Origin of the sequence: Aeromonas sp. 603607 (assembly GCF_049171595.1) — a bacterium.
GTDB classification, from domain to species: domain Bacteria; phylum Pseudomonadota; class Gammaproteobacteria; order Enterobacterales; family Aeromonadaceae; genus Aeromonas; species Aeromonas veronii.
Window position 1 is genome coordinate 75,858 of the sequence record NZ_JAAKOV010000009.1, and the last position, 23,492, is coordinate 99,349.

Annotated in this window: 25 protein-coding genes; all 25 read left to right on the forward strand. The window is 55.8% G+C overall.

The genetic code is table 11. The features are described from left to right. The first annotated feature begins 3 nt into the window (after positions 1-3). The 25 genes from fliI (at position 4) to G5315_RS10525 (ending at position 23,412) form a co-directional block, all read left to right on the forward strand. Complete coding sequence (gene fliI / locus G5315_RS10405) at positions 4-1,335, forward strand: flagellar protein export ATPase FliI (protein ID WP_421254383.1); 1,332 nt, start codon at positions 4-6, stop codon at positions 1,333-1,335. 27 nt (positions 1,336-1,362) lie between these two features. Next, the gene (fliJ, locus tag G5315_RS10410) at positions 1,363-1,803 is read left to right on the forward strand and encodes a flagellar export protein FliJ (protein ID WP_216951813.1); all 441 of its coding nucleotides are present in this window, start codon (positions 1,363-1,365) and stop codon (positions 1,801-1,803) included. Positions 1,804-1,870: 67 nt separating this feature from the next. Then, entirely contained in the window at positions 1,871-3,805 is a 1,935-nt protein-coding gene (locus G5315_RS10415) for a flagellar hook-length control protein FliK (RefSeq protein WP_421222781.1), read from the forward strand. Between the two features lie 57 nt (positions 3,806-3,862). After that, positions 3,863-4,378: a flagellar basal body-associated protein FliL gene (fliL, locus tag G5315_RS10420; protein ID WP_227341088.1), complete on the forward strand. Its 516-nt coding sequence runs from the start codon at positions 3,863-3,865 to the stop codon at positions 4,376-4,378. A gap of 7 nt (positions 4,379-4,385) precedes the next feature. Then, positions 4,386-5,456 carry a flagellar motor switch protein FliM gene (gene fliM, locus G5315_RS10425; protein ID WP_005343961.1) on the forward strand — a complete coding sequence of 357 codons (1,071 nt, stop codon included), beginning with the start codon at positions 4,386-4,388 and terminating at the stop codon, positions 5,454-5,456. 49 nt (positions 5,457-5,505) lie between these two features. Then, positions 5,506-5,898: a flagellar motor switch protein FliN gene (gene fliN / locus G5315_RS10430; protein ID WP_005343964.1), complete on the forward strand. Its 393-nt coding sequence runs from the start codon at positions 5,506-5,508 to the stop codon at positions 5,896-5,898. Continuing rightward, positions 5,895-6,275: a flagellar biosynthetic protein FliO gene (fliO, locus tag G5315_RS10435; protein ID WP_421332993.1), complete on the forward strand. Its 381-nt coding sequence runs from the start codon at positions 5,895-5,897 to the stop codon at positions 6,273-6,275. The genes fliN and fliO overlap by 4 nt, the downstream gene beginning before the upstream one ends. Next, a complete protein-coding gene (fliP, locus tag G5315_RS10440) occupies positions 6,262-7,035 on the forward strand; it encodes a flagellar type III secretion system pore protein FliP (protein ID WP_421209533.1) in 774 nt (257 codons plus the stop codon). The genes fliO and fliP overlap by 14 nt, the downstream gene beginning before the upstream one ends. A 25-nt stretch (positions 7,036-7,060) precedes the next feature. Continuing rightward, positions 7,061-7,330 carry a flagellar biosynthesis protein FliQ gene (gene fliQ / locus G5315_RS10445; RefSeq protein WP_005334727.1) on the forward strand — a complete coding sequence of 90 codons (270 nt, stop codon included), beginning with the start codon at positions 7,061-7,063 and terminating at the stop codon, positions 7,328-7,330. After that, positions 7,327-8,124 (forward strand): flagellar biosynthetic protein FliR, encoded by a 798-nt coding sequence (fliR, locus tag G5315_RS10450; protein WP_216951808.1) that lies wholly within the window; start codon positions 7,327-7,329, stop codon positions 8,122-8,124. The genes fliQ and fliR overlap by 4 nt, the downstream gene beginning before the upstream one ends. Further along, positions 8,117-9,247: a flagellar biosynthesis protein FlhB gene (flhB, locus tag G5315_RS10455; RefSeq protein WP_421262954.1), complete on the forward strand. Its 1,131-nt coding sequence runs from the start codon at positions 8,117-8,119 to the stop codon at positions 9,245-9,247. The genes fliR and flhB overlap by 8 nt, the downstream gene beginning before the upstream one ends. A gap of 107 nt (positions 9,248-9,354) precedes the next feature. Next, positions 9,355-11,460 carry a flagellar biosynthesis protein FlhA gene (flhA, locus tag G5315_RS10460; protein WP_216951806.1) on the forward strand — a complete coding sequence of 702 codons (2,106 nt, stop codon included), beginning with the start codon at positions 9,355-9,357 and terminating at the stop codon, positions 11,458-11,460. A gap of 16 nt (positions 11,461-11,476) precedes the next feature. Further along, complete coding sequence (gene flhF, locus G5315_RS10465) at positions 11,477-12,901, forward strand: flagellar biosynthesis protein FlhF (protein ID WP_421332994.1); 1,425 nt, start codon at positions 11,477-11,479, stop codon at positions 12,899-12,901. A 34-nt stretch (positions 12,902-12,935) separates the two neighbouring features. Beyond that, positions 12,936-13,778 (forward strand): MinD/ParA family protein, encoded by an 843-nt coding sequence (locus G5315_RS10470; RefSeq protein ID WP_408082997.1) that lies wholly within the window; start codon positions 12,936-12,938, stop codon positions 13,776-13,778. After that, the gene (locus G5315_RS10475) at positions 13,771-14,490 is read left to right on the forward strand and encodes an RNA polymerase sigma factor FliA (protein WP_216951804.1); all 720 of its coding nucleotides are present in this window, start codon (positions 13,771-13,773) and stop codon (positions 14,488-14,490) included. Before G5315_RS10470 ends, G5315_RS10475 begins: the two co-directional genes overlap by 8 nt. Before the next feature lie 111 nt (positions 14,491-14,601). After that, positions 14,602-14,985: a chemotaxis response regulator CheY gene (gene cheY, locus G5315_RS10480; RefSeq protein WP_041234108.1), complete on the forward strand. Its 384-nt coding sequence runs from the start codon at positions 14,602-14,604 to the stop codon at positions 14,983-14,985. 12 nt (positions 14,986-14,997) lie between these two features. Continuing rightward, entirely contained in the window at positions 14,998-15,738 is a 741-nt protein-coding gene (locus G5315_RS10485; protein ID WP_216951803.1) for a protein phosphatase CheZ, read from the forward strand. 11 nt (positions 15,739-15,749) lie between these two features. Then, positions 15,750-17,969, forward strand: a complete 2,220-nt coding sequence (locus tag G5315_RS10490) for a chemotaxis protein CheA (RefSeq protein ID WP_421332995.1) — start codon at positions 15,750-15,752, stop codon at positions 17,967-17,969. A gap of 32 nt (positions 17,970-18,001) precedes the next feature. Further along, positions 18,002-19,117, forward strand: coding sequence for a protein-glutamate methylesterase/protein-glutamine glutaminase (locus G5315_RS10495; protein WP_227341083.1), 1,116 nt, complete (start codon positions 18,002-18,004; stop codon positions 19,115-19,117). 2 nt (positions 19,118-19,119) lie between these two features. After that, positions 19,120-19,857, forward strand: coding sequence for a flagellar motor protein (locus G5315_RS10500; protein WP_227341082.1), 738 nt, complete (start codon positions 19,120-19,122; stop codon positions 19,855-19,857). A gap of 2 nt (positions 19,858-19,859) precedes the next feature. Further along, entirely contained in the window at positions 19,860-20,780 is a 921-nt protein-coding gene (locus G5315_RS10505) for a flagellar motor protein MotB (protein ID WP_216951800.1), read from the forward strand. 4 nt (positions 20,781-20,784) lie between these two features. Further along, a complete protein-coding gene (locus G5315_RS10510; protein ID WP_005334696.1) occupies positions 20,785-21,579 on the forward strand; it encodes a ParA family protein in 795 nt (264 codons plus the stop codon). Further along, complete coding sequence (locus G5315_RS10515; protein WP_421254387.1) at positions 21,576-22,448, forward strand: chemotaxis protein CheW; 873 nt, start codon at positions 21,576-21,578, stop codon at positions 22,446-22,448. The genes G5315_RS10510 and G5315_RS10515 overlap by 4 nt, the downstream gene beginning before the upstream one ends. Before the next feature lie 69 nt (positions 22,449-22,517). After that, positions 22,518-23,006 (forward strand): chemotaxis protein CheW, encoded by a 489-nt coding sequence (locus G5315_RS10520; RefSeq protein ID WP_005343991.1) that lies wholly within the window; start codon positions 22,518-22,520, stop codon positions 23,004-23,006. Positions 23,007-23,034: 28 nt separating this feature from the next. Further along, on the forward strand, positions 23,035-23,412 hold the full coding sequence (locus tag G5315_RS10525) for a DUF2802 domain-containing protein (RefSeq protein WP_168769852.1): 378 nt from the start codon (positions 23,035-23,037) through the stop codon (positions 23,410-23,412). The last annotated feature ends 80 nt before the right edge of the window (positions 23,413-23,492 follow it).

Consider the following 23,492-nt stretch of genomic DNA (forward strand, 5'->3'; position numbering starts at 1 on the left):
CAGATGAGCGGCTCGCTACTGAACCGGTTGCAAGGGTACAAGGTACGCGACAGCGCCCCCAAACCGCCGGTTGCCGGCAAATTGACCCGGGTGGTGGGGCTGACCCTCGAAGCCATCGGCTGCCGTGCCGCCATCGGAGCCTTGTGTCGCATCGATACCCTGGATGGGACGCTGGAGGCCGAAGTGGTGGGGTTCTCGGGCGATCGCCTCTATCTTATGCCGAGCGAGCAGCTCAAGGGGGTCATTCCCGGTGCTCGGGTGGTGCCCATCACCGAAGAGCATGGTATTCCGGTCGGTATGAATCTTCTCGGTCGGGTCATCGACGGCATCGGCCAGCCACTCGATGGGCTCGGCCCCATTTTCTCCTCCCAGACCGTGCAGTTTGCCCAGCATCGCATCAACCCGCTCTCTCGTCGCCCGATCCATCAGCCGATGGACGTGGGGGTGCGCGCCATCAACGCCGTGCTGACGGTGGGTCAGGGCCAGCGGATGGGGCTGTTTGCCGGTTCCGGTGTCGGTAAATCCGTGCTGCTGGGTATGATGACCCGTGGCTCGGTGGCGGATGTGGTGGTGGTCGGCCTCATCGGTGAACGGGGCCGTGAGGTGAAAGAGTTTATCGAGGACATTTTGGGAGAGGAAGGGCGAGCCCGCTCCGTGGTGGTGGCCGCTCCCGCCGATGCTTCGCCGCTGATGCGGCTCAAGGGGTGTGAAACGGCGCTGGCCATTGCCGAGTATTTTCGCGATCAGGGGCTCAATGTGCTGCTCTTGATGGATTCGCTGACCCGTTACGCTCAGGCTCAGCGGGAAATCGCACTGGCGGTGGGCGAGCCGCCAGCGACCAAGGGCTATCCACCGTCGGTATTTGCCAAATTACCGGCGCTGGTAGAGCGGGCTGGTAACGGCAGCGACGGCCAGGGCTCCATCACCGCCTTCTTCACCGTACTGACCGAGGGGGATGACCTGCAAGATCCCATTGCCGATGCGGCGCGGGCGATCCTCGATGGCCACATAGTTCTGTCGCGCGATCTGGCCGATGCAGGCCACTATCCGGCCATTGACATCGAGAAATCCATCAGCCGGGTCATGCCCATGGTCACTTCACCTGAGCACATGGAGTTGGCGCGCACCCTCAAGCAGTTTTACTCCCTCTATCAGCAGAACCGGGATCTCATCACCATCGGTGCCTACAGTCAGGGTTCCGACCCCCGCATCGACCGCGCCATCATTCAAAAACCCTACCTGGATCAGTTCTTGCAGCAGGGGATGCGCGAGGTCATTCACTACGATGATGGCCTGCAAGCCTTGCAGATGGTGGCGATGCCCTTGATGCGTTGATGACGGTTGGGAAGAGAGGGGGCGACTATGAGTAAAGGGTTGCTATTGTTGGCAGAGCGGCTGGCTGAGGCAGAGCAGCAGTGTGCGCTGGCGCTGGTGAAGGCGCAGCAGGATCTCAAGCTGTTTATGGATCAGCAAAATGCCCTCAACCAGTACCGCCAGATCTACCACCAGCAGTGGACCGATCGCGGTTTACAAGGGATTTCGCCCCAGCAAAACAGCCAGTATCACGCCTTTATCAACAAGCTTGAGCAGGCGGCGACCCAGCAATACGAAGGGGTGCTGCAGGTGCGTCAGGCGCTGGAGCAACGTCGTGGAGAGTGGCTGGCTGCCCAGCAGCGACGCAAGGCGGTAGAGCTGTTGCTGGAGAAGCAGGCGAGCCGCGAGCAGCAGAAAGCTCTGCGTCAGGAGCAGAAGATGCTGGATGAGTACGCCATGTTGCGGCGTTTTCATCAATCTGGCCTGTAACTTGCTTTGATCTGGACATTGTCGGCGGCCATCTCGTAGGGGGCCGCCAGAATTCAGGGATGCCATCATGATGCAGACAGTGTTGACACAAACGCCTTCGGCTGCGGCCAACGGATTGGACAAAGCGCCTCTGAGCAGCTCAGTCGAGAGCAATGGCATCGATCTGGGGGGGCGCGACAGCAAGGGTGATTTCGCCACTCTGATTGCCAAGGCCCGGAACAGCGAACAGGGCGCCGCCGAGGCTACTCAGGGCGATAAAAATGTCCGTTCAGCCAAATCTTTGGCGACCGAGGGCGCCTCTCCCAAAGAGGAGGCCAGCAAGGAGCAGGAGCCTGGCGCCGACAACAAGGCGGAGGAGCTCCCTGCCACCGACTTTCTGCTCCGTCTGCAAGACTCCCTCAAGCTCGATACCTCGCTAGTGACACCCCAACTGGCGGTGGCGGCCCAACAGAGCGCCACTGCGGCAGACGGCAATCCGTTGCCGCAAGAGGGTGCGCTGGAGGGGATTGCGCTTGATGAAAGCGAGCAGTCCCCTGCAACTGTCAGGACTGTACGCCAACTTGCCGATCAGTCCGGGGCGCAGTCGCTTCTGGCTACGACTGGTAAATCATCCCTTGAAACTCCGGTTTCACTCTCTGCAGGAGGAGTGATTGAGCAGGGCGACGCCTCGACCGCCGTACTGTCCTCCGCTCCCAACACTTCTGAGGGGAAGGATGCCGCCGCCACCCAAGATGGTCAGCCCGGGGAGAAAGTCTCTGCCAAGGGTGAAACTCTCGGGGCAGATGGCAAGCTCACCAAGCCCCTTACGGGGGCTGAGCGGATGGCCCAACTGGCCAGGGTGTTGCCGGTTGAGGCGTCCGCCAATGCGGCAAATAGTGGTGAGTCACCCGCAGTGAAAGAGGGAGATGACAGCAAATCCGACCCCGCTGCCAGCAGCGTCGTGACCGGCAAGGGACAAGCTGCTCAAGCCGCGACTCAGGGGGCGGTGCTCAAGGCATTCGGTGAGGGGGGCAAACAACCAGATGCGGGTAGCTCAACCACTTCTACTGCCGTAGAGAGCATCGCTAATGGGGCTGGCAAGGGAGCTGATAAGAGTAGCGCCGAGGGGGGACAGCAGGCAGCGACAACCACATCCTCCAATCCAGGTGCGGCGCAAGTGACGACAGTGCAAAGTGCCACAGCCCAGAGCAGCGTGACGCCAAATGTGACGACTCAGACCGATAGCGCTGCCGCACCCGTGATGGTGGCGCCGCAGCAGGTGTTGGCGCAGGCCGAATCTCAGGGGCCGCAAGCACCGCTGTCGAGCATTTCAGCCGGGATCAGGCAGATGGAAGTGACGGGCACCGACGAGGTGCGCAAAGCGGTTTCGCTTGAGGTAAAACCGAAGGCCGGTGAGTCTGAGAAGAGTCTTGTCGCTACGACATCGAGCAGCGAGAGCAGCCAGAGCCAGACTGTACAGCATGGCCAGAACAGCCAGCCTCAGCCCCAGGTGGCCGACAGCCGGGCGCCCGCCGCTGAGGGCACGTTGCGCCGTGAACCGCAGAATTTACCCCATTTGAAACTGTCTAGTCAGGAAGCACCCGCCGAATTGCACCAGAAGGTAAACCTGATGCTGGCCGACAAGCTGCAGCAGGCCGAGCTTCAGCTAGACCCCATCGGCCTTGGCAAGATGAAGATCAAGATCCAGATCGACGCATCCAGCCAGGCGAGCGTCCATTTTGTAGTCCAGCACGGACAGACCCGTGAGATGCTGGAGCAGGCGATGCCCCGTCTGCGTGAAATGCTGGCGGGGCAGGGGATCCAGCTTGGCCAGACCCAGGTGCAGCAGCAGTCACAACAGTCACCGCAGCAACAACAGCAGGGTCAGTCGGCGTTTGCCGGGCAGGGACAATCAGGAGAGGGACACTCCGGTCATAGCCATCTTGACGGGGAGGTCACTACGACCAACCCCAATTTGTCGGTGGAATCGACAAACGGTTCAGGAATAGATTTCTATGCTTGATGCAATCCCGAGTAAGTTTATGATATCGAACAAGTTTGAGACTAGGGTGGACAAGGGATGGCTGACGATAACGAATTGACGCTAAAAGACCCGGCTGCGGGCAAGAAAAAGAAGCTGATTATTATCATTGCCCTGGCGGTCATTTTGCTGGGCGGTGGTGGAGCTGGCGCCTGGCTTATGCTGTCCGGCTCGGATACCCCCCCTGCCGAAGCGGCGGAGGGCGCCGAGGCCAAACCCAAGGTGGAAGCACCCCAGCCATCCCTTTATGTCGGGATGCCGCGCCCCTTTGTCTTCAACGTCGCGGGAGCCCAGCGGGATCGACTGGTGCAGATCAAGATCCAGCTGATGGTGCGCGGCACCGCCGACGAAACGCTGGCCAAACAGAATATCCCCCTGATTGAAGGCACCTTGCTGCGGGTGTTCAGTGCAGCCAGTGCCGAACAGCTGATGACCTTTGAAGGCAAGGAGAAGCTGCGCAAGGATTCACTGGAAGAGTGCCGTCGGGTGCTTAAGGACCTGGTCTCTTCCCCCGTTATCGAACAAGTGCTGTTTACCGGCTTTGTAATGCAGTAGGTGAAGCGTGAGCGATCTGTTAAGTCAGGACGAAATTGATGCCCTCTTGCACGGTGTCGATGATGTCGAAGAGGAAGAGATAGGCGGCGCCGGAGACCCCGGCGTTGCCCAGTTTGACTTCTCCTCCCAGGACCGCATCGTCCGTGGCCGGATGCCGACCCTGGAGCTGGTGAACGAACGTTTTGCTCGCCACATGCGGATCAGCCTGTTCAACATGATGCGTCGTACCGCCGAGGTCTCCATCAACGGGGTGCAGATGCTGAAGTTTGGTGAGTATGTTCACACCCTGTTCGTGCCGACCAGCCTCAATATGGTGCGTTTCCGGCCATTGAAAGGAACCGCACTCATCACCATGGAGGCACGACTGGTTTTCATCCTGGTGGAGAACTTCTTCGGTGGTGACGGGCGCTACCACGCCAAGATTGAGGGGCGCGAGTTCACGCCGACCGAGCGACGGATCATCCAGATGCTGCTCAAACTGGTGTTTGAGGATTACAAGGATGCCTGGGCGCCGGTGATGGACGTAGGGTTCGAGTATCTCGACTCTGAAGTGAACCCGGCGATGGCCAACATCGTCAGCCCGACCGAAGTGATTGTGGTGAGCTCGTTTCACATCGAACTCGATGGTGGCGGCGGCGATTTCCACGTGGCCATGCCCTACTCCATGCTGGAGCCGATCCGTGAACTGCTCGATGCCGGTGTACAGAGTGACAAGGGTGACACAGACGTGCGCTGGAGCAAGGCACTTCGTGACGAGATCATGGATGTAAAGGTCGAGTTGAGGGCCAAACTGCTGGAGACCGAACTCACTCTGCGTGAACTGATGGAGCTGCAGCCGGGAGATATTATTCCGGTCGACATGCCCGAACATTTGCTGGTCTACGTGGAAGATTTGCCCACCTTCCATGCCAAGATGGGGCGGACCAAGGAGAATGTGGCACTCAAGATCACCGACAAGCTCAAGCGCCCGGAAGGGGTCAAGACCGAGATGCATCTGGTGACCCGGGGTGGTGTACGTATCGATGGTGAGGCCGAGCTTGAAGAGCTTGAGCGCAGCATCGAAGAACAACAGCGTTAATCGACGGTTTGCAGTTATTGATCGTCACGAAGTGGCATAAGGAAACAAGATGAGCGGAACAGAGGAAGAGGATCTGATGGCTGATGCCTGGGCGGCAGCACTGGAGGAGCAGGTGACGGCGGAAGCCAAACCGGCCCCGCTGGAAGAGCTCAAGGACGATGCCCCTATCAGTGCCGAGGAGCGGCGCAAGCTTGACACCATTCTGGATATTCCGGTCACCATCTCGATGGAGGTCGGTCGCAGCCAGATTAGCATTCGTAACCTGCTGCAGCTCAACCAGGGCTCGGTCGTGGAGCTGGATAGGGTGGCGGGCGAGCCCCTCGACGTGCTGGTTAACGGTACCCTGATCGCTCACGGCGAGGTGGTGGTGGTGAACGACAAGTTCGGTATTCGCCTGACCGACGTCATCAGCCAGATTGAACGGATCAAGAAGCTTAAATGATGCGCCTCCTGTTGTTATTGATGCCTGTTCCGGCCTTTGCCGAGACAGCGGCATCTGCCAACGTGCCTAGTCTGAGCTCCTGGTTGCTCTCCAGTCTGATGGTGATTGGTCTCATTCTGGTGCTGGGCTTTCTGCTCAAGAAGAGCAAGCTGGCAACCGCCATGGGGGGCGGCCAGATGCGGGTCATCGCCTCGTTGCCGGTGGGTTACAAAGAGAAGCTGCTGGTGGTCAAGGTGGGTGAGCAGCAGCTGCTGGTCGGCGTAACGCCGCAGCAGGTCAACTTTCTCTATCGGCTGGAGGAGCCGCTGGACGAACAGCAGCCGCAGGCATTTTCCCAGCAGCTGGGTAAGTTGATGGGCAAACATGAAAAAAACTAACGGCTTGTTGTGGCAAAGCGGATTGCTGGCCAGCCTGTTGATTTCGCTGCTTTGCGCCTGGCCTGCGTTGGCGCAGGACGGCATGTCGGCAGTGACCGTCAAGACCATGGGGGATGGCTCTCAGGAGTACAGCCTGACCCTGCAGGTGCTGGCGTTGATGACGGCACTTTCATTCCTGCCGGCAATGGTCATCATGATGACCTCGTTTACCCGTATCATCATAGTGTTGGGTATCTTGCGTCAGGCGATCGGTCTGCAACAGAGCCCCTCCAACCAGGTGTTGATCGGCATCGCCCTGTTCATGTCGTTCTTCATCATGTCGCCTGTGCTGGATCGCATAAATGACGAGGCACTGCAGCCCTATCTGGCCGAAACCATTGAGGCCAAGGAGGCGCTGGAACGGGCTGAATTGCCCATCCACCAGTTCATGCTGGCCCAGACCCGGATCAAGGATCTCAATACTTTTATGGAGATCGCCAACGTGCAGGTGGAGAAGCCTGCCGATGTGCCGCTGCGGGTGCTGATCCCGGCCTTTGTCACCAGCGAACTGAAAACAGCCTTCCAGATTGGCTTTATGCTGTTCTTGCCGTTTCTGGTCATCGATCTGGTGGTCGCCAGTATCTTGATGGCGATGGGGATGATGATGCTCTCGCCGATGATCGTCTCGTTGCCTTTCAAACTGATGCTGTTTGTGATGGTGGATGGCTGGAACCTGATCCTGGGTTCGCTGGCCAACAGTTTCGGACTGGGTGCCGGTTAACCGGTCCCATGCAAGGAGCCCGAACATGAGTCCAGAAACCTTTGTCGATGTATTTCGTGAGGCGCTCTGGCTGGTCAATATCATGGTCAGCGCCGTGATCCTGCCCAGCCTTGCTATCGGGTTGGTGGTAGCCATCTTTCAGGCCGCCACCTCCATCAACGAACAGACCTTGAGCTTTCTGCCCCGTCTCATCGTGACCCTTTTGGCCCTAGGGATTGGTGCTCACTGGGGAATGCAGAGTCTGATGGACTTCTTCATCCTGATGGTCAATCAAATTCCCGAGGTGGTGGGGTGACCTATACCACCGCTCTGATCATGGAGTGGTTGTCGTCCATTCTCTGGCCACTGGCTAGAATAAGCAGCCTTTTCATGGTGATGGCGGTATTTGGCAGCCGGCTGGTCGCCGCTCGGATCAGGTTGGGGCTGGCGGTAGCCGTGACGTTTCTGGTTGCTCCTCTGCTCCCTCCCATGCCCCCAGTGGAGCTCTTCTCTGCCGGCAGTTTTCTGGTCTTGGGCCAGCAGCTGCTGATCGGTATTGCGCTGGGGTTGATGACCCAGTTTCTGATGGAAAGCTTCGTGATGGCGGGGCAGGTGATAGCCATGCAAACCAGTCTGGGTTTTGCCACCCTGGTGGATCCGATGAATGGCCAGTCGGCCCCTGTGGTCGGTCAGTTTTATCTGATGCTGGCGACTCTGGTATTTCTGGCGCTTGATGGTCATCTGGTGATGCTACGCCTGGTTATCCTCAGTTTTGAGACGCTACCCATCTCCGATAGCGGTCTGTCACTCTCTTCTATGCAAACCCTGAGCGCGTTCCTGGGGGTCATGTATCAGGCCTCGCTGGTGATGGCCCTCTCTGCCATCGTGGCGCTGTTGCTTATCAACTTCGCTTTTGGCGTGATGACCCGGGCAGCCCCCCAGCTCAATATTTTCAGTATCGGTTTTGCCGTCAGCATGATGTCGGGTTTGCTTATCCTCTGGCTTACGATCGGCGGGTTCCTCGGCCATTTCGACACCTTGTGGGAGCGGGTGCAGGAGGTCAGTTGCGAGCTGATTGACACCCAATGTTTCGGAGGTGTCAATGGCTGATACCGACCAGGAACGTACCGAACAACCCACGGGCAAACGACTGCAACAGGCCCGTGAAAAAGGGCAGATTGCACGTTCAAAGGAGCTGGGAACAGCCAGTGTGCTGTTGTCAGCCGTATTTGGCCTGCTGTTTATCAAGGGTTACCTGGCGAGCGCCATGCTCAAGGTGGTGACCATGGGCTTCACGCTGAACAGAGAGCAGGCTTTCGATCCCAATGCCATGGTTGCCATGGTGCCGGCGCTGCTGGGGGAACTGGTGTTTCCGCTCGGATTGCTATTCGCTCTGGTCGCTATTGCAGCTTTTATCGGCAATATCCTGATGGGGGGGATGAACTTCTCCACTGAAGCAATGATGCCGAAATTCAGCAAGATGAGCCCCATCAGCGGGTTCAAGCGGATGTTTGGGGTGCAGTCACTGATTGAGCTTGTCAAGTCCATCGCCAAGGTGGTGTTCATCACCCTGTTTGCCTGGTGGATGCTCTCCAGCCAGTTTGATCATCTGCTCAACCTCTCCATGGAGGGATTCCCCGGCGGGATTATAGATGCCCTCGACCTTTTTTTGTGGATGCTGATCATTCTTTGCTGTGCCCTGTTGCCTATTGTGGCCATCGATGTGCCGTTCCAAAAATGGAACCATATGCGTCAGCTCAAGATGACCAAGCAGGAGGTGAAGGACGAGTTCAAGGATAGCGAGGGTAAACCCGAGGTAAAGGGCAAGATCCGCCAGTTGCAGATGCAGATGGCGATGCGCCGGATGATGGGGGATGTACCCAAGGCTGATGTGGTGATCACCAACCCGACTCACTACTCGGTAGCGCTCAAGTATGATGCGGGCAAACCCGGTGCCGCGCCCAAGGTCTTGGCCAAGGGAACTGATGAAATTGCAATGAAGATCAGGGAGATAGCTAGAGAATACGAGATACCCATCATGCCGTCACCGGCCTTGACCCGGGCTATCTACCACTCTACCGAGTTGGGCCACGAGATCCCGGAAGGGTTGTTTGCGGCGGTTGCCCAGGTTCTGGCCTATGTCTTCCAGCTCAAGAAATTCCGCCGTGGCCAGGGGCGCCGTCCTCAGCCGCTGGCTAAAGATCTGCCCATTCCGACCGAATATCGCAAATGACAAAGTTCTGACGTTGTCAAAATAAATTCATTGTATTTCAATGTGTTGCATTATTGGCTTAATGTTTGCTTTAATCTGGCACCAGCAGGTTGACATTGAGAAGAGCGATGGAATTCAAGGCAGTATTGGGCCAGTTAAAACAGTCTCGGGGAGTATTGAGCAAAGGCCTTGGTACCCCTCTGCTGGTATTGGCCGCGCTCGGCATGGTGGTGTTGCCCATCCCGCCACTGATGCTGGATGTGCTCTTCTCCTTCAACATTGCGCTCTCTATCGTGGTGCTGCTGGTATCCGTCTATACCCGGCGCCCCCTCGAATTTGCTGCTTTCCCGACCGTATTGCTGCTGGCCACCTTGCTGCGGCTGGCATTGAACGTGGCCTCGACCCGGGTGGTGTTGCTGGAAGGTCACAATGGCAGTGCAGCGGCAGGCCATGTGATCGAGGCATTCGGTAATGTGGTGATCGGCGGTAACTATGCAGTCGGCATCATCGTCTTTACTATCCTGATGATCATCAACTTTGTGGTTATCACCAAGGGGGCCGGGCGGATCGCGGAAGTGAGCGCCCGTTTTACTCTGGATGCGATGCCGGGCAAACAGATGGCCATCGATGCCGATTTGAATGCCGGCCTCATCAACCAGGAAGAGGCGAAGAAGCGTCGCCAGGATGTGACCCAGGAAGCGGACTTCTATGGCTCTATGGATGGTGCTTCCAAGTTCGTCAAAGGGGATGCCATTGCGGGCATCATGATCCTCTTCATCAACATCATCGGCGGCTTTATCATCGGGATGATGCAGCATCATCTTACCTTCAGGGAGTCTGCCGAGATCTATACCCTGCTGGCGATAGGTGACGGTCTGGTGGCGCAGATCCCCTCCCTGTTGCTCTCTATCGCCGCCGCCATCATAGTGACCCGTCAGAATACCGATCAGGATATGGGCACGGCGGTATTGGGCCAACTGTTCGACAATCCCAAGGCCTTGATCATCTCTGCCGGTATCCTGCTGATGATGGGACTGGTGCCGGGGATGCCGCACTTCGCCTTCCTGAGTCTGGGGGCGATCGCTGCCGCTGGAGCCTGGTGGCTGCTGCGCCGCGAGAAGCTGGCGGTAGCCAAAGCAGCCAGCGGCGAGTTGATGCCGACCAGTACTGACCAGCCATCGCATGAACAGAAAGAGTTGAGCTGGGACGATGTGATGCCGGTAGACATCATCGGGCTGGAAGTGGGTTACCAGCTAATCCCGCTGGTGGATCGCAATCAGGGGGGCGAACTGCTCAACCGGATCAAAGGGGTGCGCAAGAAACTCTCGCAAGAACTGGGCTTTCTGGTGCCTGCCGTCCACATCCGCGACAACCTGGATCTGGCACCAAATCAATATCGCATCACCTTGATGGGAGTCAGTACCGGCGAGGCCAGCGTCTACCATGATAAAGAGATGGCCATCAACCCGGGGCAGGTATTCGGCCAAATTCAGGGGATTGCTACCCGGGATCCCGCGTTTGGACTTGAAGCAGTGTGGGTAGCCAAGGAGCAGGTGTCACAGGCGCAGACCCTGGGGTATACAGTGGTGGATACTGCGACCGTAGTTGCCACCCATTTGAGTCAGATCTTGACCAACCATGCCTCACTGTTGCTCGGCCATGACGAGGTACAACAACTGCTCGACATGATTGGCAAACACCAGAGCAAGTTGGTCGAAGGGCTGGTGCCGGAAGTGATCAGCATGGGTAACCTTGTGAAGGTATTGCAGAATTTGCTCAATGAAGGGGTGCCAATCCGCGATATGCGCACTATCCTGCAGACCCTGGTTGAATACGCGCCGCGCAGTCCGGATCCGGAAGTGCTCACCGCGGCTTGCCGGATTGCCCTGCGTCGTCTGATTGTGCAGGAGATTGCCGGCCCAGACCCAGAGCTACCGGTGATAACATTGGCACCTGAATTGGAACGTATATTGCATCAATCCCTGCAGGCGGGTGGAGGTGATGGTGCCGGTATTGAGCCGGGTCTGGCGGAGCGAATGCAGCGCTCGCTGGTGGAAGCCACTCAACGACAAGAATTGGAAGGCCAACCGGCCGTGCTTCTGACATCGGGGATCTTGCGCAATACCCTGGCAAAATTTGTCAAGAATGCCATTCCTGGGTTGCGTGTTCTGTCTTATCAGGAAGTGCCCGACGACAAGCAGATCCGCATCGTCAGTGCGGTAGGGCAGAACTAGTTAGCGGAGACGATGGGTGAAGATTAAGCGGTTTTTTGCCAAGGACATGCGAACGGCTCTAGCCGAGGTCAAGGAGACGCTCGGGCCTGACGCTGTCATCATGTCCAACAAGAAGGTCACCGGAGGGGTAGAGATAGTCGCCGCAGTCGATTATCAATCCCAGGTTCCGGGGCCCAAAGATGCGCCGGTTCGCCGTCAGCTGAACGATGAGAGTGTCAATATTTCGTCTGCTGCTCGGCAGATGACCCGCCCCGAGCCCACAAAGGTTCAGGAACAGAACGAACATTATGCCGATACCCTGGCAGCCTTGCTGGCGCGCCAGCAGAAGCTCAAGCCGGGCAATGGGGCGCCAATGGGCAATACCCAATCGGCCGGTCTGGCCGCTGCCAATGCAGCGCCCAGAACATTGGCCGAGCAGGGGCAATGGGGTGCCGCCCCGGAACCTGTTAAGCCCAAAGCCCGGGTTGCCTCCGCCCAGCGTTCTTCTCAACCTGCTCAGCGGGATCAGGAGATGGAGGGGATGCGCAAGGAGATGGCCAGTATCCGCAAATTGCTGGAGCACCAGATCTCCGGTCTGATGTGGCAGGAAGTTGAGCGACGTGAGCCGATGCGGGCTCTGCTGATCAAGGAGCTCAAAAAGATGGGCTTTGACGATGCGTTTGCCGATCAACTGGCGGGGCTGATCCCTGAAGACATGCCCATCCATCAGGCGATGGCCCAGTTGGCGGAAGTGTTGACGACTCAGCTCAAGATCAGCGAGGACGAGATTTTACGTCAGGGGGGCGCCGTTGCCCTGCTGGGGCCGACCGGGGTGGGCAAGACCACCACCATCGCCAAATTAGCCGCCCGTTTTGCCATGAAGTATGGTGCCGAGCAGGTGGCCCTTATCACCACTGACAACTACCGGATCGGTGCTCATGAGCAATTACAGACTTATGGCCGGATCATGGGCTGTCCGGTACGTCAGGTGCGTGATGCCGAAGAGCTGGCCAATGCCCTCTATCAGTTCCGCCACCGTCGGCTGGTATTGATCGATACGGCAGGCGTGGGGCAGCGGGATATCCGGCTGACCGAGCAGCTCGATACTCTGGTCAAGAATGCCAAGGTGAGGATCCGCAGCTATCTGGTGATGTCGGCAACCTCCCAGCGTCGGGTAATGCAGGAAGCGGTTGACCATTTCCGGCGCATTCCCTTGAGCGGCTGCATACTTACAAAGTTGGATGAGAGTCTGAATCTGGGCGAAGTAATTAACGTGTGTATCCAGAATGCCTTGCCTATCAGTTACATCACGGATGGGCAGCGGGTTCCGGAAGATATTCAGGTTGCCAATGCGGCGCAGCTTGTCGGCGCGGCCATGGGCTCGCTGGAGCGAGAAACAGAAGAGCCCTATTTCTGGGGCACAGGCTTTGGCGAGGCCGAAGATTCGGAGTTTTATGAGTAACATGTATATGGATCAGGCGAGTGGTCTGCGCAAAATGCGTCAAAACAATCGAGTAAAAGTGATCGCCGTTTCCGGTGGTAAAGGTGGCGTGGGCAAGACCAACGTGACCCTGAACGTGGCGGGAGCCATGGCGGCCCAAGGCAAACGGGTGATGGTGCTGGATGCTGACCTTGGTCTGGCAAATGTTGACGTCATGCTTGGGTTGCGGGTTCATCGCAATCTCTCTCACGTGCTGGCAGGCGAGTGCACGATCGACGACATTATCGTTGAGGGACCGTACGGCATGATGATTGTGCCTGCAACCTCGGGGACCCAGTCTATGGTCGAGCTTTCGCCGGTACAACATGCCGGACTGATCCGCGCCTTCAGCGAGATGAAGACCCAGGTCGATATTCTGATGGTGGATACGGCGGCGGGGATCTCGGACATGGTGTTGAGTTTCACCCGTGCTGCGCAGGACATCATGGTGGTTGTGTGTGACGAGCCGACTTCCATTACCGATGCCTATGCCCTCATCAAGATCCTCTCCAAAGAGCACGGTGTATTTCGCTTCAAGGTAGTGGCAAATATGGTGCGCAGCCTGCGTGAAGGGCAGGAGCTTTTCGCCAAGCTGACCCGGGTAACCGATCGTTTCCTCGATACGTCACTGGAACTGGTTGCCTGCGTGCCTTATGACACCAATCTGCGTGCAGCCGTGCGCAAGCAGAAACTGATTGTCGAGGCGTTTCCCAAGTCGCCGGCGGCTTTGGCTTTCCGCGCATTGGCCAACAAAGCAGCTAGCTGGCCGGTACCAAACCAGCCTGGCGGTCATCTGGAGTTTTTCCTGGAGAATCTGTTGCAGACTCAGGCCACCACACAGGAAGGTTCCCGTGAATAAAGCCCAAGCGTACTTGCGTCATCAGGATTCCTATCTGCTGGTAGAGCGCCATGCTCCACTGGTCAAGCGGATTGCCCAGCATTTGCTGGCTCGCCTGCCAAGCAGTGTCTTGCTGGATGACCTGATACAGGCAGGTATGATTGGGCTGCTCGAAGCGTCACGGAACTTTGATGGTAGCAAGGGAGCCAGTTTCGAGACCTATGCTGGGATTCGTATCCGTGGTGCCATGCTGGATGAGATCCGGCGTGGTGATTGGGTGCCCCGTTCCGTGCATCGAAACAGCAGAGCGATTGCCGAAGCGATCGAAAATGTGGAGCAAGCCAATGGACGGGATGCTCGCGACGCGGAAGTCGCAGCGCAAATGGGGGTCTCTCTCGCTGATTATCATGTCATGCTGCAGGATGTCTCCTGTGGCAAGATCATCGGTATCGAGGATCTGGGGGTCAGTGAGGATGTGATCGGTAACCCTGATGAAGCTCCGTCAGGCTCGGGGTTTGATGAACTGGCCACAGAACGATTTCAAATTCAACTGTCGGAGCAAATTGGTCGCTTACCGGAGAGAGAAGCCCTGGTTCTCTCTCTTTACTACGATGAAGAGCTGAATTTACGTGAAATTGGCGAGGTTTTGAATGTGAGTGAGTCGCGCGTGAGTCAGATACATAGTCAGGCAATGCACAGACTACGTGCTCGTTTGAGAGATTGGCATCTATAAGTGTTTGTACTGGCTACACTGAGATGAAACTCTAAGGCATAATCCGCATGACACAACCCGTTTTTAGCATCATGTAAGTGAGCCACTGAGGTGGCTATTGAGGAGGGAATTTTGGACAAGAACATGAAAATCCTCATTGTTGACGATTTTTCAACGATGCGCCGGATTATCAAGAACTTGCTTCGCGACCTTGGGTTCAACAATACCCATGAAGCGGATGACGGCAACACAGCATTGCCGATGCTGAAAAATGGTGATTTCCAGTTTGTGGTTACCGACTGGAACATGCCAGGCATGCAAGGTATCGACCTGCTGAAAGCCATTCGTGTCGATGAAAAGCTCAAGCATCTGCCGGTACTGATGGTGACGGCAGAAGCCAAACGCGAGCAGATCATCGAAGCCGCGCAAGCCGGCGTTAACGGTTATATCGTCAAGCCTTTCACTGCAGCAACGCTCAAAGAAAAACTCGACAAAATTTTTGAACGCCTTGGCTAAGGAGCAGCAGGGATGATGGCCAAAACGAAAGCAATGATTTCGCTCGACCAGGCAAGGATGCTTGTTGCTCATCTGGAGCAAGGTGAATTCGAGCTGGCCGATGAACTGCTTGCCAATGTATGTGCCCCCAACGCAGCCGATCTATTTGAAAAAGTTGGTCAGCTGACCCGACAACTGCATAACTCACTTCAAGAATTTCGTCTCGACCCCCGAATTCCCGATTTGGCCACCCATGACATTCCCGATGCGAGGGAGCGCCTCAATTACGTCATAGATATGACCGACAAGGCTGCCAATCGCACCATGGATGCGGTAGAGGCCAGTCTGCCAATAGCGGATCGCCTGAATGATAATATCCAGCTGGTGATGCCCAACTGGAATGCACTGATGTCCAGGGATATGAGCGTGGGGCAGTTTAAGTCCTTATGCCATCAACTTGATGATTTCATTAAGGCTTCTGAGTCAGATGCCGATAAGTTACGACAACTGCTGACAGAAATTCTGATGGCACAAGACTTTCAGGATTTGACAGGCCAGATGATCCGCAAGGTCATAAAACTGGTTCAGGAAGTTGAAACAAAATTAATAGAAATGCTGACTATGTTTGGTGAGGCTGCAGCTGAGCATTCAACTCGTACTCTCCCTGTGAACGGGATTGAAGCCGAAGGCCCAATCATGAATCCAGAGGCGCGTGCCGATGTAGTCAATGGTCAGGATGATGTGGACGATCTGCTGTCTAGCTTGGGATTCTAATGGAGTGACGCATGGCCTTCGAAGTTGATGAAGACATACTGCAAGACTTTCTGGTCGAAGCATCCGAAATATTGGAACAGTTGTCTGAGCAACTGGTCGACTTGGAAAAGCGGCCTGATGACAAGAATCTGTTAAATGCCATCTTTCGCGGTTTCCATACCGTAAAAGGCGGTGCCGGTTTCCTGTCTTTGGGGGAGTTGGTTGACGTATGCCACGGCGCTGAAAACGTATTTGATATCTTGCGTAATGGCAAGCGAACCGTGACTGCCGAACTGATGGACGTGATCCTGCAAGCGCTGGACGCCATAAACGTCATGTTCGCCCAAGTACAAAACCGTGAAGCGCCAAGTCCTGCGTCTGATGATCTGCTCCATGACCTCCACGAGTTGTGCAAGCCTGAAGGAGAAGAGCAACTCCGAACCGCGACAAGTGGCGCTATTGCCATGGAGCAGGAGGCTGTCACTCCTGTTGTTGATGTTCTCTCCGACCCCGAGGTTGTTGAACCGATAAACCAGGCCAGCGATCCTGCTCCTGTTAACGGGGGCGGATCCATAGACGAGATTTCAGCTGATGAATTCGAGCGTCTGCTGGATGAGCTGCATGGCGTAGGGGGCACACCAGCCAAGAGTGCGCCAGGAGCGACTGTTGCTGGCGAATCTGGCGATATCACCGATGATGAGTTTGAGGCCTTGCTGGACCAGCTCCATGGCCAGGGACAGCACATGGGGGCGCCAGAGGTGAATCCTCTGAAATCGGTGCAAAAAGAGGTGGACGAGCTTATCGATGATGATGAGTTTGAGCGTCTGCTTGATGAATTGCATGGTCGTGGCCAAGGTCCTCAGAGTAGTATGGCACCTGCCGCACCTGCCGCACCTGCCGCACCTGCCGCACCTGCCGCACCTGCCGCACCTGCCGCACCTGCCGCGGTGACTGCGCCCAAACCGACAACGCCTGTAGCCAAACCTGCACAGGCTGCCCCCGCAAAACCTGCCGAAGCAGCCAAGGCATCAGCTCCTGCCGCCAAGGCTACGCCAGCTCCTGCCGAAAACAGTGCCGTGCAAAGCGATACGACGGTGCGGGTGGATACCAAGACTCTCGATGTCATCATGAACATGGTAGGTGAGTTGGTACTGGTTCGTAACCGGCTGGTGAGTCTGGGTATTGCCAGTAATGATGAAGAGATGTCAAAGGCGGTTGCCAATCTGGATGTGGTAACGGCTGACCTGCAAGGTGCGGTGATGAAAACCCGCATGCAGCCAATCAAGAAGGTATTTGGTCGTTTCCCGCGCGTGGTACGTGATCTGGCCAGAACCCTCAAAAAAGAGATTGAGCTGGTGATGGTTGGGGAAGAGACCGACCTCGACAAAAACCTGGTGGAGGCGCTCGCCGATCCTCTTGTTCACCTTGTTCGCAACTCCTGCGATCACGGGGTCGAAATGCCGGATGTGCGGGAGAAAGCGGGCAAGCCGCGGCAAGGGACGATCACCCTTAGCGCCTCCCAGCAAGGCGATCATATCCTGCTTTGCATTGAGGATGATGGCGCCGGGATGGACCCGGAAAAACTCAAGTCTATTGCCATCAGCCGCGGTGTGCTGGATGCAGATACTGCCGCGCGCATGAGTGATAACGATGCCTATAACCTGATCTTTGCCCCCGGATTTTCGACCAAGTCCGAGATCTCCGATATCTCTGGCCGTGGTGTCGGAATGGACGTGGTTAAAACCAGTATTGTCAGCCTCAATGGGTCAGTGCACATCGATTCTACCTGGGGGAAAGGCACCCGTCTCGAAATCAAGGTTCCGTTGACGCTAGCCATTCTGCCGACCCTGATGGTTGAAGTGGGTGAGCAGACCTTCGCTCTTCCCCTTGGTTGTGTGAACGAGATCTTCCATCTGGATCTGAAAAAGGCCAATATGGTCGATGGTCAGCTCACCATCATTGTGCGTGATAAGGCGATTCCCCTCTTTTATCTACACAAGTGGTTGATCCGTGGTACCAACAAGCGCTCACGTCAGGATACCGGGCATGTGGTGATCGTGCAGATTGGCACTCAGCAAATCGGGTTTGTGGTCGACAGCTTGATTGGTCAAGAAGAGGTGGTGATCAAGCCGCTCGATAATCTGCTGCAAGGCACCCCGGGGATGGCTGGTGCAACCATTACCAGCGATGGCGGTATTGCCCTTATTCTGGATGTACCGAGTCTGCTCAAAGCATATGCGCGTAGACATTAATCGCTCAGGCCCAAGGAGTTAGAAAAATAACAATGGCAGTCAAGGTATTAGTTGTCGACGATTCGAGCTTCTTTCGCCGCCGGGTGAGCGAGATAATCAATCAGGATCCCATGCTGACGGTGATAGATACTGCTCAGAATGGGCGTGAAGCCGTAGACAAGGCCATGTCGCTGCGCCCTGATGTGATCACCATGGACATCGAGATGCCCGTGATGGATGGCATCAGTGCAGTGCGGGAGATCATGGCCAAGTGTCCAACTCCCATTCTGATGTTCTCCTCCCTGACTCATGAAGGCGCCAAGGCAACGCTGGATGCACTGGACGCCGGTGCTCTTGACTTCTTGCCCAAAAAATTTGAAGACATTGCCAGAGACAAGGACGAAGCGGTCAGACTGTTGCAACAACGGGTGAAAGAGATCTCCCGCAAGCGCTTCCTGATGACATCCGCTGCTCGCCCCAAAGCACCTGAACCGGTTGCTCGTGCTCCGCTGGGTAGCACTGCGCCCAGATCTTCAGAGCGTCAGCCTGACCTGCAACGCACTGTGCCAAGTGCCTCATTCAAGCGAAGTGGCAAGAGTTATCAATTGGTGGCGATCGGGACTTCTACCGGCGGCCCGGTAGCCTTGCAAAATGTGCTGACCAAGTTGCCAGGGGATTTTCCTCACCCAATATTGCTTATCCAGCATATGCCTGCCACCTTCACCGCAGCTTTTGCTGCCCGTCTAAACGGGTTATGCCAGATAGGTGTCAAGGAGGCCGAGGATGGAGACGTCCTCAAACCGGGCCATGCCTACCTGGCCCCCGGTGGCAAGCAGATGCTGTTGGAGGGTCGTGGTGCAGGCGCCCGTATTCGCATCGTTGATGGCAACGACAAGGTAAATTACAAGCCTTGCGTGGACATTACCTTTGCCTCTGCTGCCAAGACCTATGCCGACAAGGTATTGGCGATTGTGCTAACCGGTATGGGGGCTGATGGCCGTGATGGTGCCAGACTGCTGAAAGAGCAGGGCTCTACAATCTGGGCTCAGGATGAGGCTTCCTGCGTGGTATATGGCATGCCTCAAGCGGTTGCAAAGGCAGGTATTGCCAGTGAATCACTTCCTCTGGACAAGGTGGCCCAGCGTATTCTGGTTGAGTTGGGGCGCTAATCATGGGCTTGCTCGGTCTGCTCCTCGCACTGGGGGCTATTGCTATTGCCCAGCTGTGGCATGGTGGCTCCCTGTTGACGTTGTTGGACGGGCCTGCTTTTCTCATTGTTCTTGGCGGTACAGTTGGTGCCGTTACATTGCAGACCCCTGCCAAGTTTGTTTTGCTGGCATTGCGCCAGTGTCTATGGATTTTCAATCCGCCACGGCAGGATCTCTCTGCCCAGGCTGAACGGCTACAATCCTGGGCTGCCTTTGCACGCCAGCAGGGGCTGCTGGCCCTCGAAAATCAGGCTGAGCAGGAGGAGGACCATTTTACCCGCCAAGGGTTGAACATGATTGTCGATGGTGTCTCCACGGAGGATATTCGCATGTTGCTCGAAGCCGATATCGATATCGAGCAGGAGCGTAATGAACATGCGGCCCGGGTGTTCGAAGCCATGGGGGGATATAGTCCGACAATCGGGATTATCGGCGCTGTCTTGGGCCTTATCCAGGCCATGTTTCATCTTGAAGAGCCATCTGCTCTGGGGGCTGGCATCGCAGTGGCATTTGTGGCAACCATCTATGGTGTCGGGTTTGCCAACCTGATCTATCTACCGATAGCCAACCGGTTGCGAGCGTTTCACTATCACTATGCACTGTTTCAGGAGATGACCCTGGAAGGGCTGTTAGCCATTGCCCATGGTGAGAATGGTTTACAGGTTGAACGTCGGCTCAGGGCCTATTTGAAAGGAGAGTAGCCATGCGCAAGCGCTATCGTTTGCACTTGCAGGGGCGTGAACACCTTGACCGTTGGCTGGTCTCCTATGCCGATTACATGACGCTGATATTTGCTCTGTTTGTGGTGCTCTACTCTGTTGCGCTGGTGAACAAGGACAAATATCGTGCGGTGATAGATGGCATGAGTCAGGCGTTCAGTGTCATGCAGTCTCGCAGTGATGGTCTGCTGGAGGGGCAGGGCAATTCACTGTTGGAGAATGCTGTTTCTGCCTCCCCCTCGTTGCTGGAAAGCGCAACGTCCCCCTCTCCTTCACTTGCCCCCATTTCTGGTGTCCCTGTGCTGCAAGATGGCACGACACTTGCCAAACTTGATATGCAGTTGCAAGAGAGCATGGGGTCACTGGTGGATGCCGGGATAGTCAAAATGACGCAAGACGAGAACTGGCTGACTGTGGAACTCAGTTCAGGTCTGCTGTTTGGCAGTGGCAGCGCCTTTATGGGACCGAATGCTGCACCGGTAATCAATACTCTTTCAAGTATTCTCAAACCGGTCGATAACTATATAAGGGTCCGAGGATATACAGATAACCAACAGATAAATAATGAAATTTATCGTTCTAATTGGGCGCTTTCTGCTGCGAGGGCCGAAGCGGTGCTCAATGGCTTGATTGCTGATGGCATCGCACCCCAGCGTCTGGCCTTTGAGGCATATGGCGAGTTTTCCCCTTTTGCCGATAACAGCACTGAGCAAGGCCGGCTGCAAAATCGCAAGGTTGTGGTCGCAATTTCCAAATTCGCCTGGGTGCCGCCAGCTCCTGTGGCGGTAAAGCCCCCGGTGGTTGCCGAACCGGTTCCTGTGGTGCAGCAGGCGGTGGATGCTGGAGAGATAAAGGTTATCTCTTTGCCCGGTGGCGGCATACGTATAACAACAAGGCAGGATTGATACAGTGATTGTTTGGACGGTTGCCAACCAGAAAGGTGGTGTGGGTAAAACCACCACAGTGGTCTCGCTTGCCGGGATCCTGGCCCAGCGTGGTCAGCGAGTGCTGTTGATTGACACCGATCCTCACGCCTCGCTGACTGCATATCTTGATTTTGATTCAGATCGTCTGGATGGAACCCTCTATGAGTTGTTTCAAGCTGTCAAACCGACAGCCGAGCTTGTCAATAAACTGACGCTCAAGACCAAGTTCGAGAATATCAATTTACTACCCGCATCTATTACCCTGGCGACTCTTGATCGGGTAATGGGAAATCGTGAGGGAATGGGGCTGGTGCTGAAGCGGGCGCTGCTGCGCATTCAGGATCAATATGATTATGTGCTGATCGACTGCCCGCCTGTGCTTGGGGTGATGATGGTCAATGCGCTGGCTGCCTGCGATCGTATTCTTGTGCCGGTTCAGACCGAGTTTCTCGCTCTCAAAGGATTGGAGCGGATGATGAAGACATTCGAGATCATGCAGCGTTCCAAGCGTGACAAATTCCGTTATACCGTGATCCCGACTATGTTCGACAAGCGCACCCGTGCCTCTCTGATGACCTTGAAGTCGATCAAGGATCAATATGGAGATTCAGTGTGGAATGCGGTGATCCCTATTGATACCAAGTTTCGGGATGCCAGCTTGCTGCATATCCCCCCGTCTATCTATTCTCCCGGGAGTCGTGGAACCTATGCCTATGAGACGCTGCTCAACCATCTTGATGCCCTTGAGCGGCAACGGGTTCATGAGGTGACGGCATGAGAGATACCATTCAAGTACGGGCGATGGATGACTATTTCCACTCCCTGCTGCTCGATGAGCCGCTGGTGCTGGATGAGGTGGAAGAGGTTCAATCCGCCCCTGTTTTACAGTTGCAACGTCAGCCCCACAGCGTCCCCGAGGTGGTTGCTGCACCTTATTTGGAAAGTGATCCACGCCTTGCCCAGCTTGGCGAACTGTTGGCTCAGGTGGGACAAGTTCAGTTTGAAAATGATGCCTTCACCCAGGAGGTGACACTGACGGCCCCATTGGAGATTGTGGCCGAGGAGTCATTGTTGCCGGTAGAGCCTGAATGGCCTGAGGAGGTGCTGCTGCCCGAAGTTGCAGAGCCCCACACCACCATCTTGACTAAAACTGCGCTGGAGGTTGCTCCGGTAGAAGCCACTGAACCTGTCACTTGGGAGAATATCGATACCGGTAAAGAGTTTCAGGCCCTCTTTTTTGAAGTCGCGGGCGTGACGTTTGCGGTGCCGTTGACCGAGCTTGGTGGTATTCACCAGTTGGGCGAGATCACCTCCCTGTTTGGCCAGCCGGGCTGGTACAAGGGGATCATGACCTCTCGCGAGCAGAAGATGAATGTGGTCGATACCGCCCAGTGGGTCATGCCGGGTCAGCATCTCGAGATGGATGATTACAAGTATCTGATTATGCTTGGTGAATCGCCGTGGGGATTAGCCTGCCACCATCTCAAAGGGACTGAATTGTTACACCGTGACCAGGTTAAATGGCGCCATCAGGAGGGCAAGCGCCCTTGGTTGGCGGGCATGGTCAAAGAAAAAATGTGTGCCCTGTTACACGTTCGTGAACTGCTCTTGTTGCTGGAGCGTGGGGTTAACATAGAAGGTCGCTGATAACTTCTGCAATCGAGCTGTTTTATTGCTAGTTTTAGCAGTAGACGTTTTCATAAAAGGAATAAAAACATGACAGAAAAGCGCAATATCGCACAGAATCTGGCCGAAGATGAAGTGCTGCAATGGGTAACCTTCCAGCTGGAAAACGAAACCTACGGCATCAATGTGATGCAGGTTCAGGAGGTGTTGCGCTACACCGAAATTGCACCGGTGCCGGGTGCGCCTGAGTACGTACTGGGGATCATCAACCTGCGTGGCAATGTGGTGACTGTCATCGATACCCGTTCCCGTTTCGGTCTGCCTTCCGGCGATGTGAGCGAAAATTCCCGGATTGTGATCATCGAAGCCGAGAAGCAGGTGATTGGCATCATGGTCGACAGCGTGGCAGAAGTGGTATATCTGAAATCTTCCGAAATCGATGCTGCTCCAGCTGTAGGTACCGAAGAGAGCGCCAAGTTCATTCAGGGGGTCAGCAACCGTGATGGGCAACTGCTGATCCTGGTTGACTTGAACAAGCTGCTCTCCGATGAAGAGTGGGAAGATATCGGTTCCCTCTGATAAGTAAGGTGATGTTTTGATAATCGAGATGGTTGCCTTGGGGTTGTCCCTGATTGCCTTGGCGTTTGCCTCTTATATCTGGTTCAAGAGCAAGCGTAGCAAGCAGGAGTCCGAGGCTAGTGTGGCAACGCTGCAAGGTCAGTTGGAAAGCTTGCGCAAGCAGATGATGGAGCTTCATACCGGCGCCATCGGCATGGGACAGCGGTTACAGTCGGTAGAAGGGGCGATGCAGCAGGTCAATGAACGCCAGCAAGAATTGACCATGCAGGATCCCGAGCGACGGCTTTACAGTCGAGCGGCCAAGATGGTCGAACTGGGCGCCGACCTTGATGAGGTCATGAGTGAGTGCGAGTTGCCAAAGGCAGAAGCCGAGCTCTTGATATCGTTGCGAAAAGGCCGCTCTTGATGATTCAGGAAGGCAACTTGCCTTCCTGAATTTTTTCTGTTGCATGTATGGCGCTCTTTCATGGAGCGCCATGTACAGTG

Coding starts and splice junctions, on each gene's coding strand:
- fliI (WP_421254383.1), top strand. CDS start 4: ATGAGCGGCTCGCTACTGAACCGGTTGCAAGGGTACAAGGTACGCGAC.
- fliJ (WP_216951813.1), top strand. CDS start 1,363: ATGAGTAAAGGGTTGCTATTGTTGGCAGAGCGGCTGGCTGAGGCAGAG.
- G5315_RS10415 (WP_421222781.1), top strand. CDS start 1,871: ATGATGCAGACAGTGTTGACACAAACGCCTTCGGCTGCGGCCAACGGA.
- fliL (WP_227341088.1), top strand. CDS start 3,863: ATGGCTGACGATAACGAATTGACGCTAAAAGACCCGGCTGCGGGCAAG.
- fliN (WP_005343964.1), top strand. CDS start 5,506: ATGAGCGGAACAGAGGAAGAGGATCTGATGGCTGATGCCTGGGCGGCA.
- fliO (WP_421332993.1), top strand. CDS start 5,895: ATGATGCGCCTCCTGTTGTTATTGATGCCTGTTCCGGCCTTTGCCGAG.
- fliP (WP_421209533.1), top strand. CDS start 6,262: ATGAAAAAAACTAACGGCTTGTTGTGGCAAAGCGGATTGCTGGCCAGC.
- fliQ (WP_005334727.1), top strand. CDS start 7,061: ATGAGTCCAGAAACCTTTGTCGATGTATTTCGTGAGGCGCTCTGGCTG.
- flhB (WP_421262954.1), top strand. CDS start 8,117: ATGGCTGATACCGACCAGGAACGTACCGAACAACCCACGGGCAAACGA.
- flhA (WP_216951806.1), top strand. CDS start 9,355: ATGGAATTCAAGGCAGTATTGGGCCAGTTAAAACAGTCTCGGGGAGTA.
- G5315_RS10470 (WP_408082997.1), top strand. CDS start 12,936: ATGCGTCAAAACAATCGAGTAAAAGTGATCGCCGTTTCCGGTGGTAAA.
- G5315_RS10485 (WP_216951803.1), top strand. CDS start 14,998: ATGATGGCCAAAACGAAAGCAATGATTTCGCTCGACCAGGCAAGGATG.
- G5315_RS10490 (WP_421332995.1), top strand. CDS start 15,750: ATGGCCTTCGAAGTTGATGAAGACATACTGCAAGACTTTCTGGTCGAA.
- G5315_RS10495 (WP_227341083.1), top strand. CDS start 18,002: ATGGCAGTCAAGGTATTAGTTGTCGACGATTCGAGCTTCTTTCGCCGC.
- G5315_RS10500 (WP_227341082.1), top strand. CDS start 19,120: ATGGGCTTGCTCGGTCTGCTCCTCGCACTGGGGGCTATTGCTATTGCC.
- G5315_RS10505 (WP_216951800.1), top strand. CDS start 19,860: ATGCGCAAGCGCTATCGTTTGCACTTGCAGGGGCGTGAACACCTTGAC.
- G5315_RS10515 (WP_421254387.1), top strand. CDS start 21,576: ATGAGAGATACCATTCAAGTACGGGCGATGGATGACTATTTCCACTCC.
- G5315_RS10520 (WP_005343991.1), top strand. CDS start 22,518: ATGACAGAAAAGCGCAATATCGCACAGAATCTGGCCGAAGATGAAGTG.
- G5315_RS10525 (WP_168769852.1), top strand. CDS start 23,035: ATGGTTGCCTTGGGGTTGTCCCTGATTGCCTTGGCGTTTGCCTCTTAT.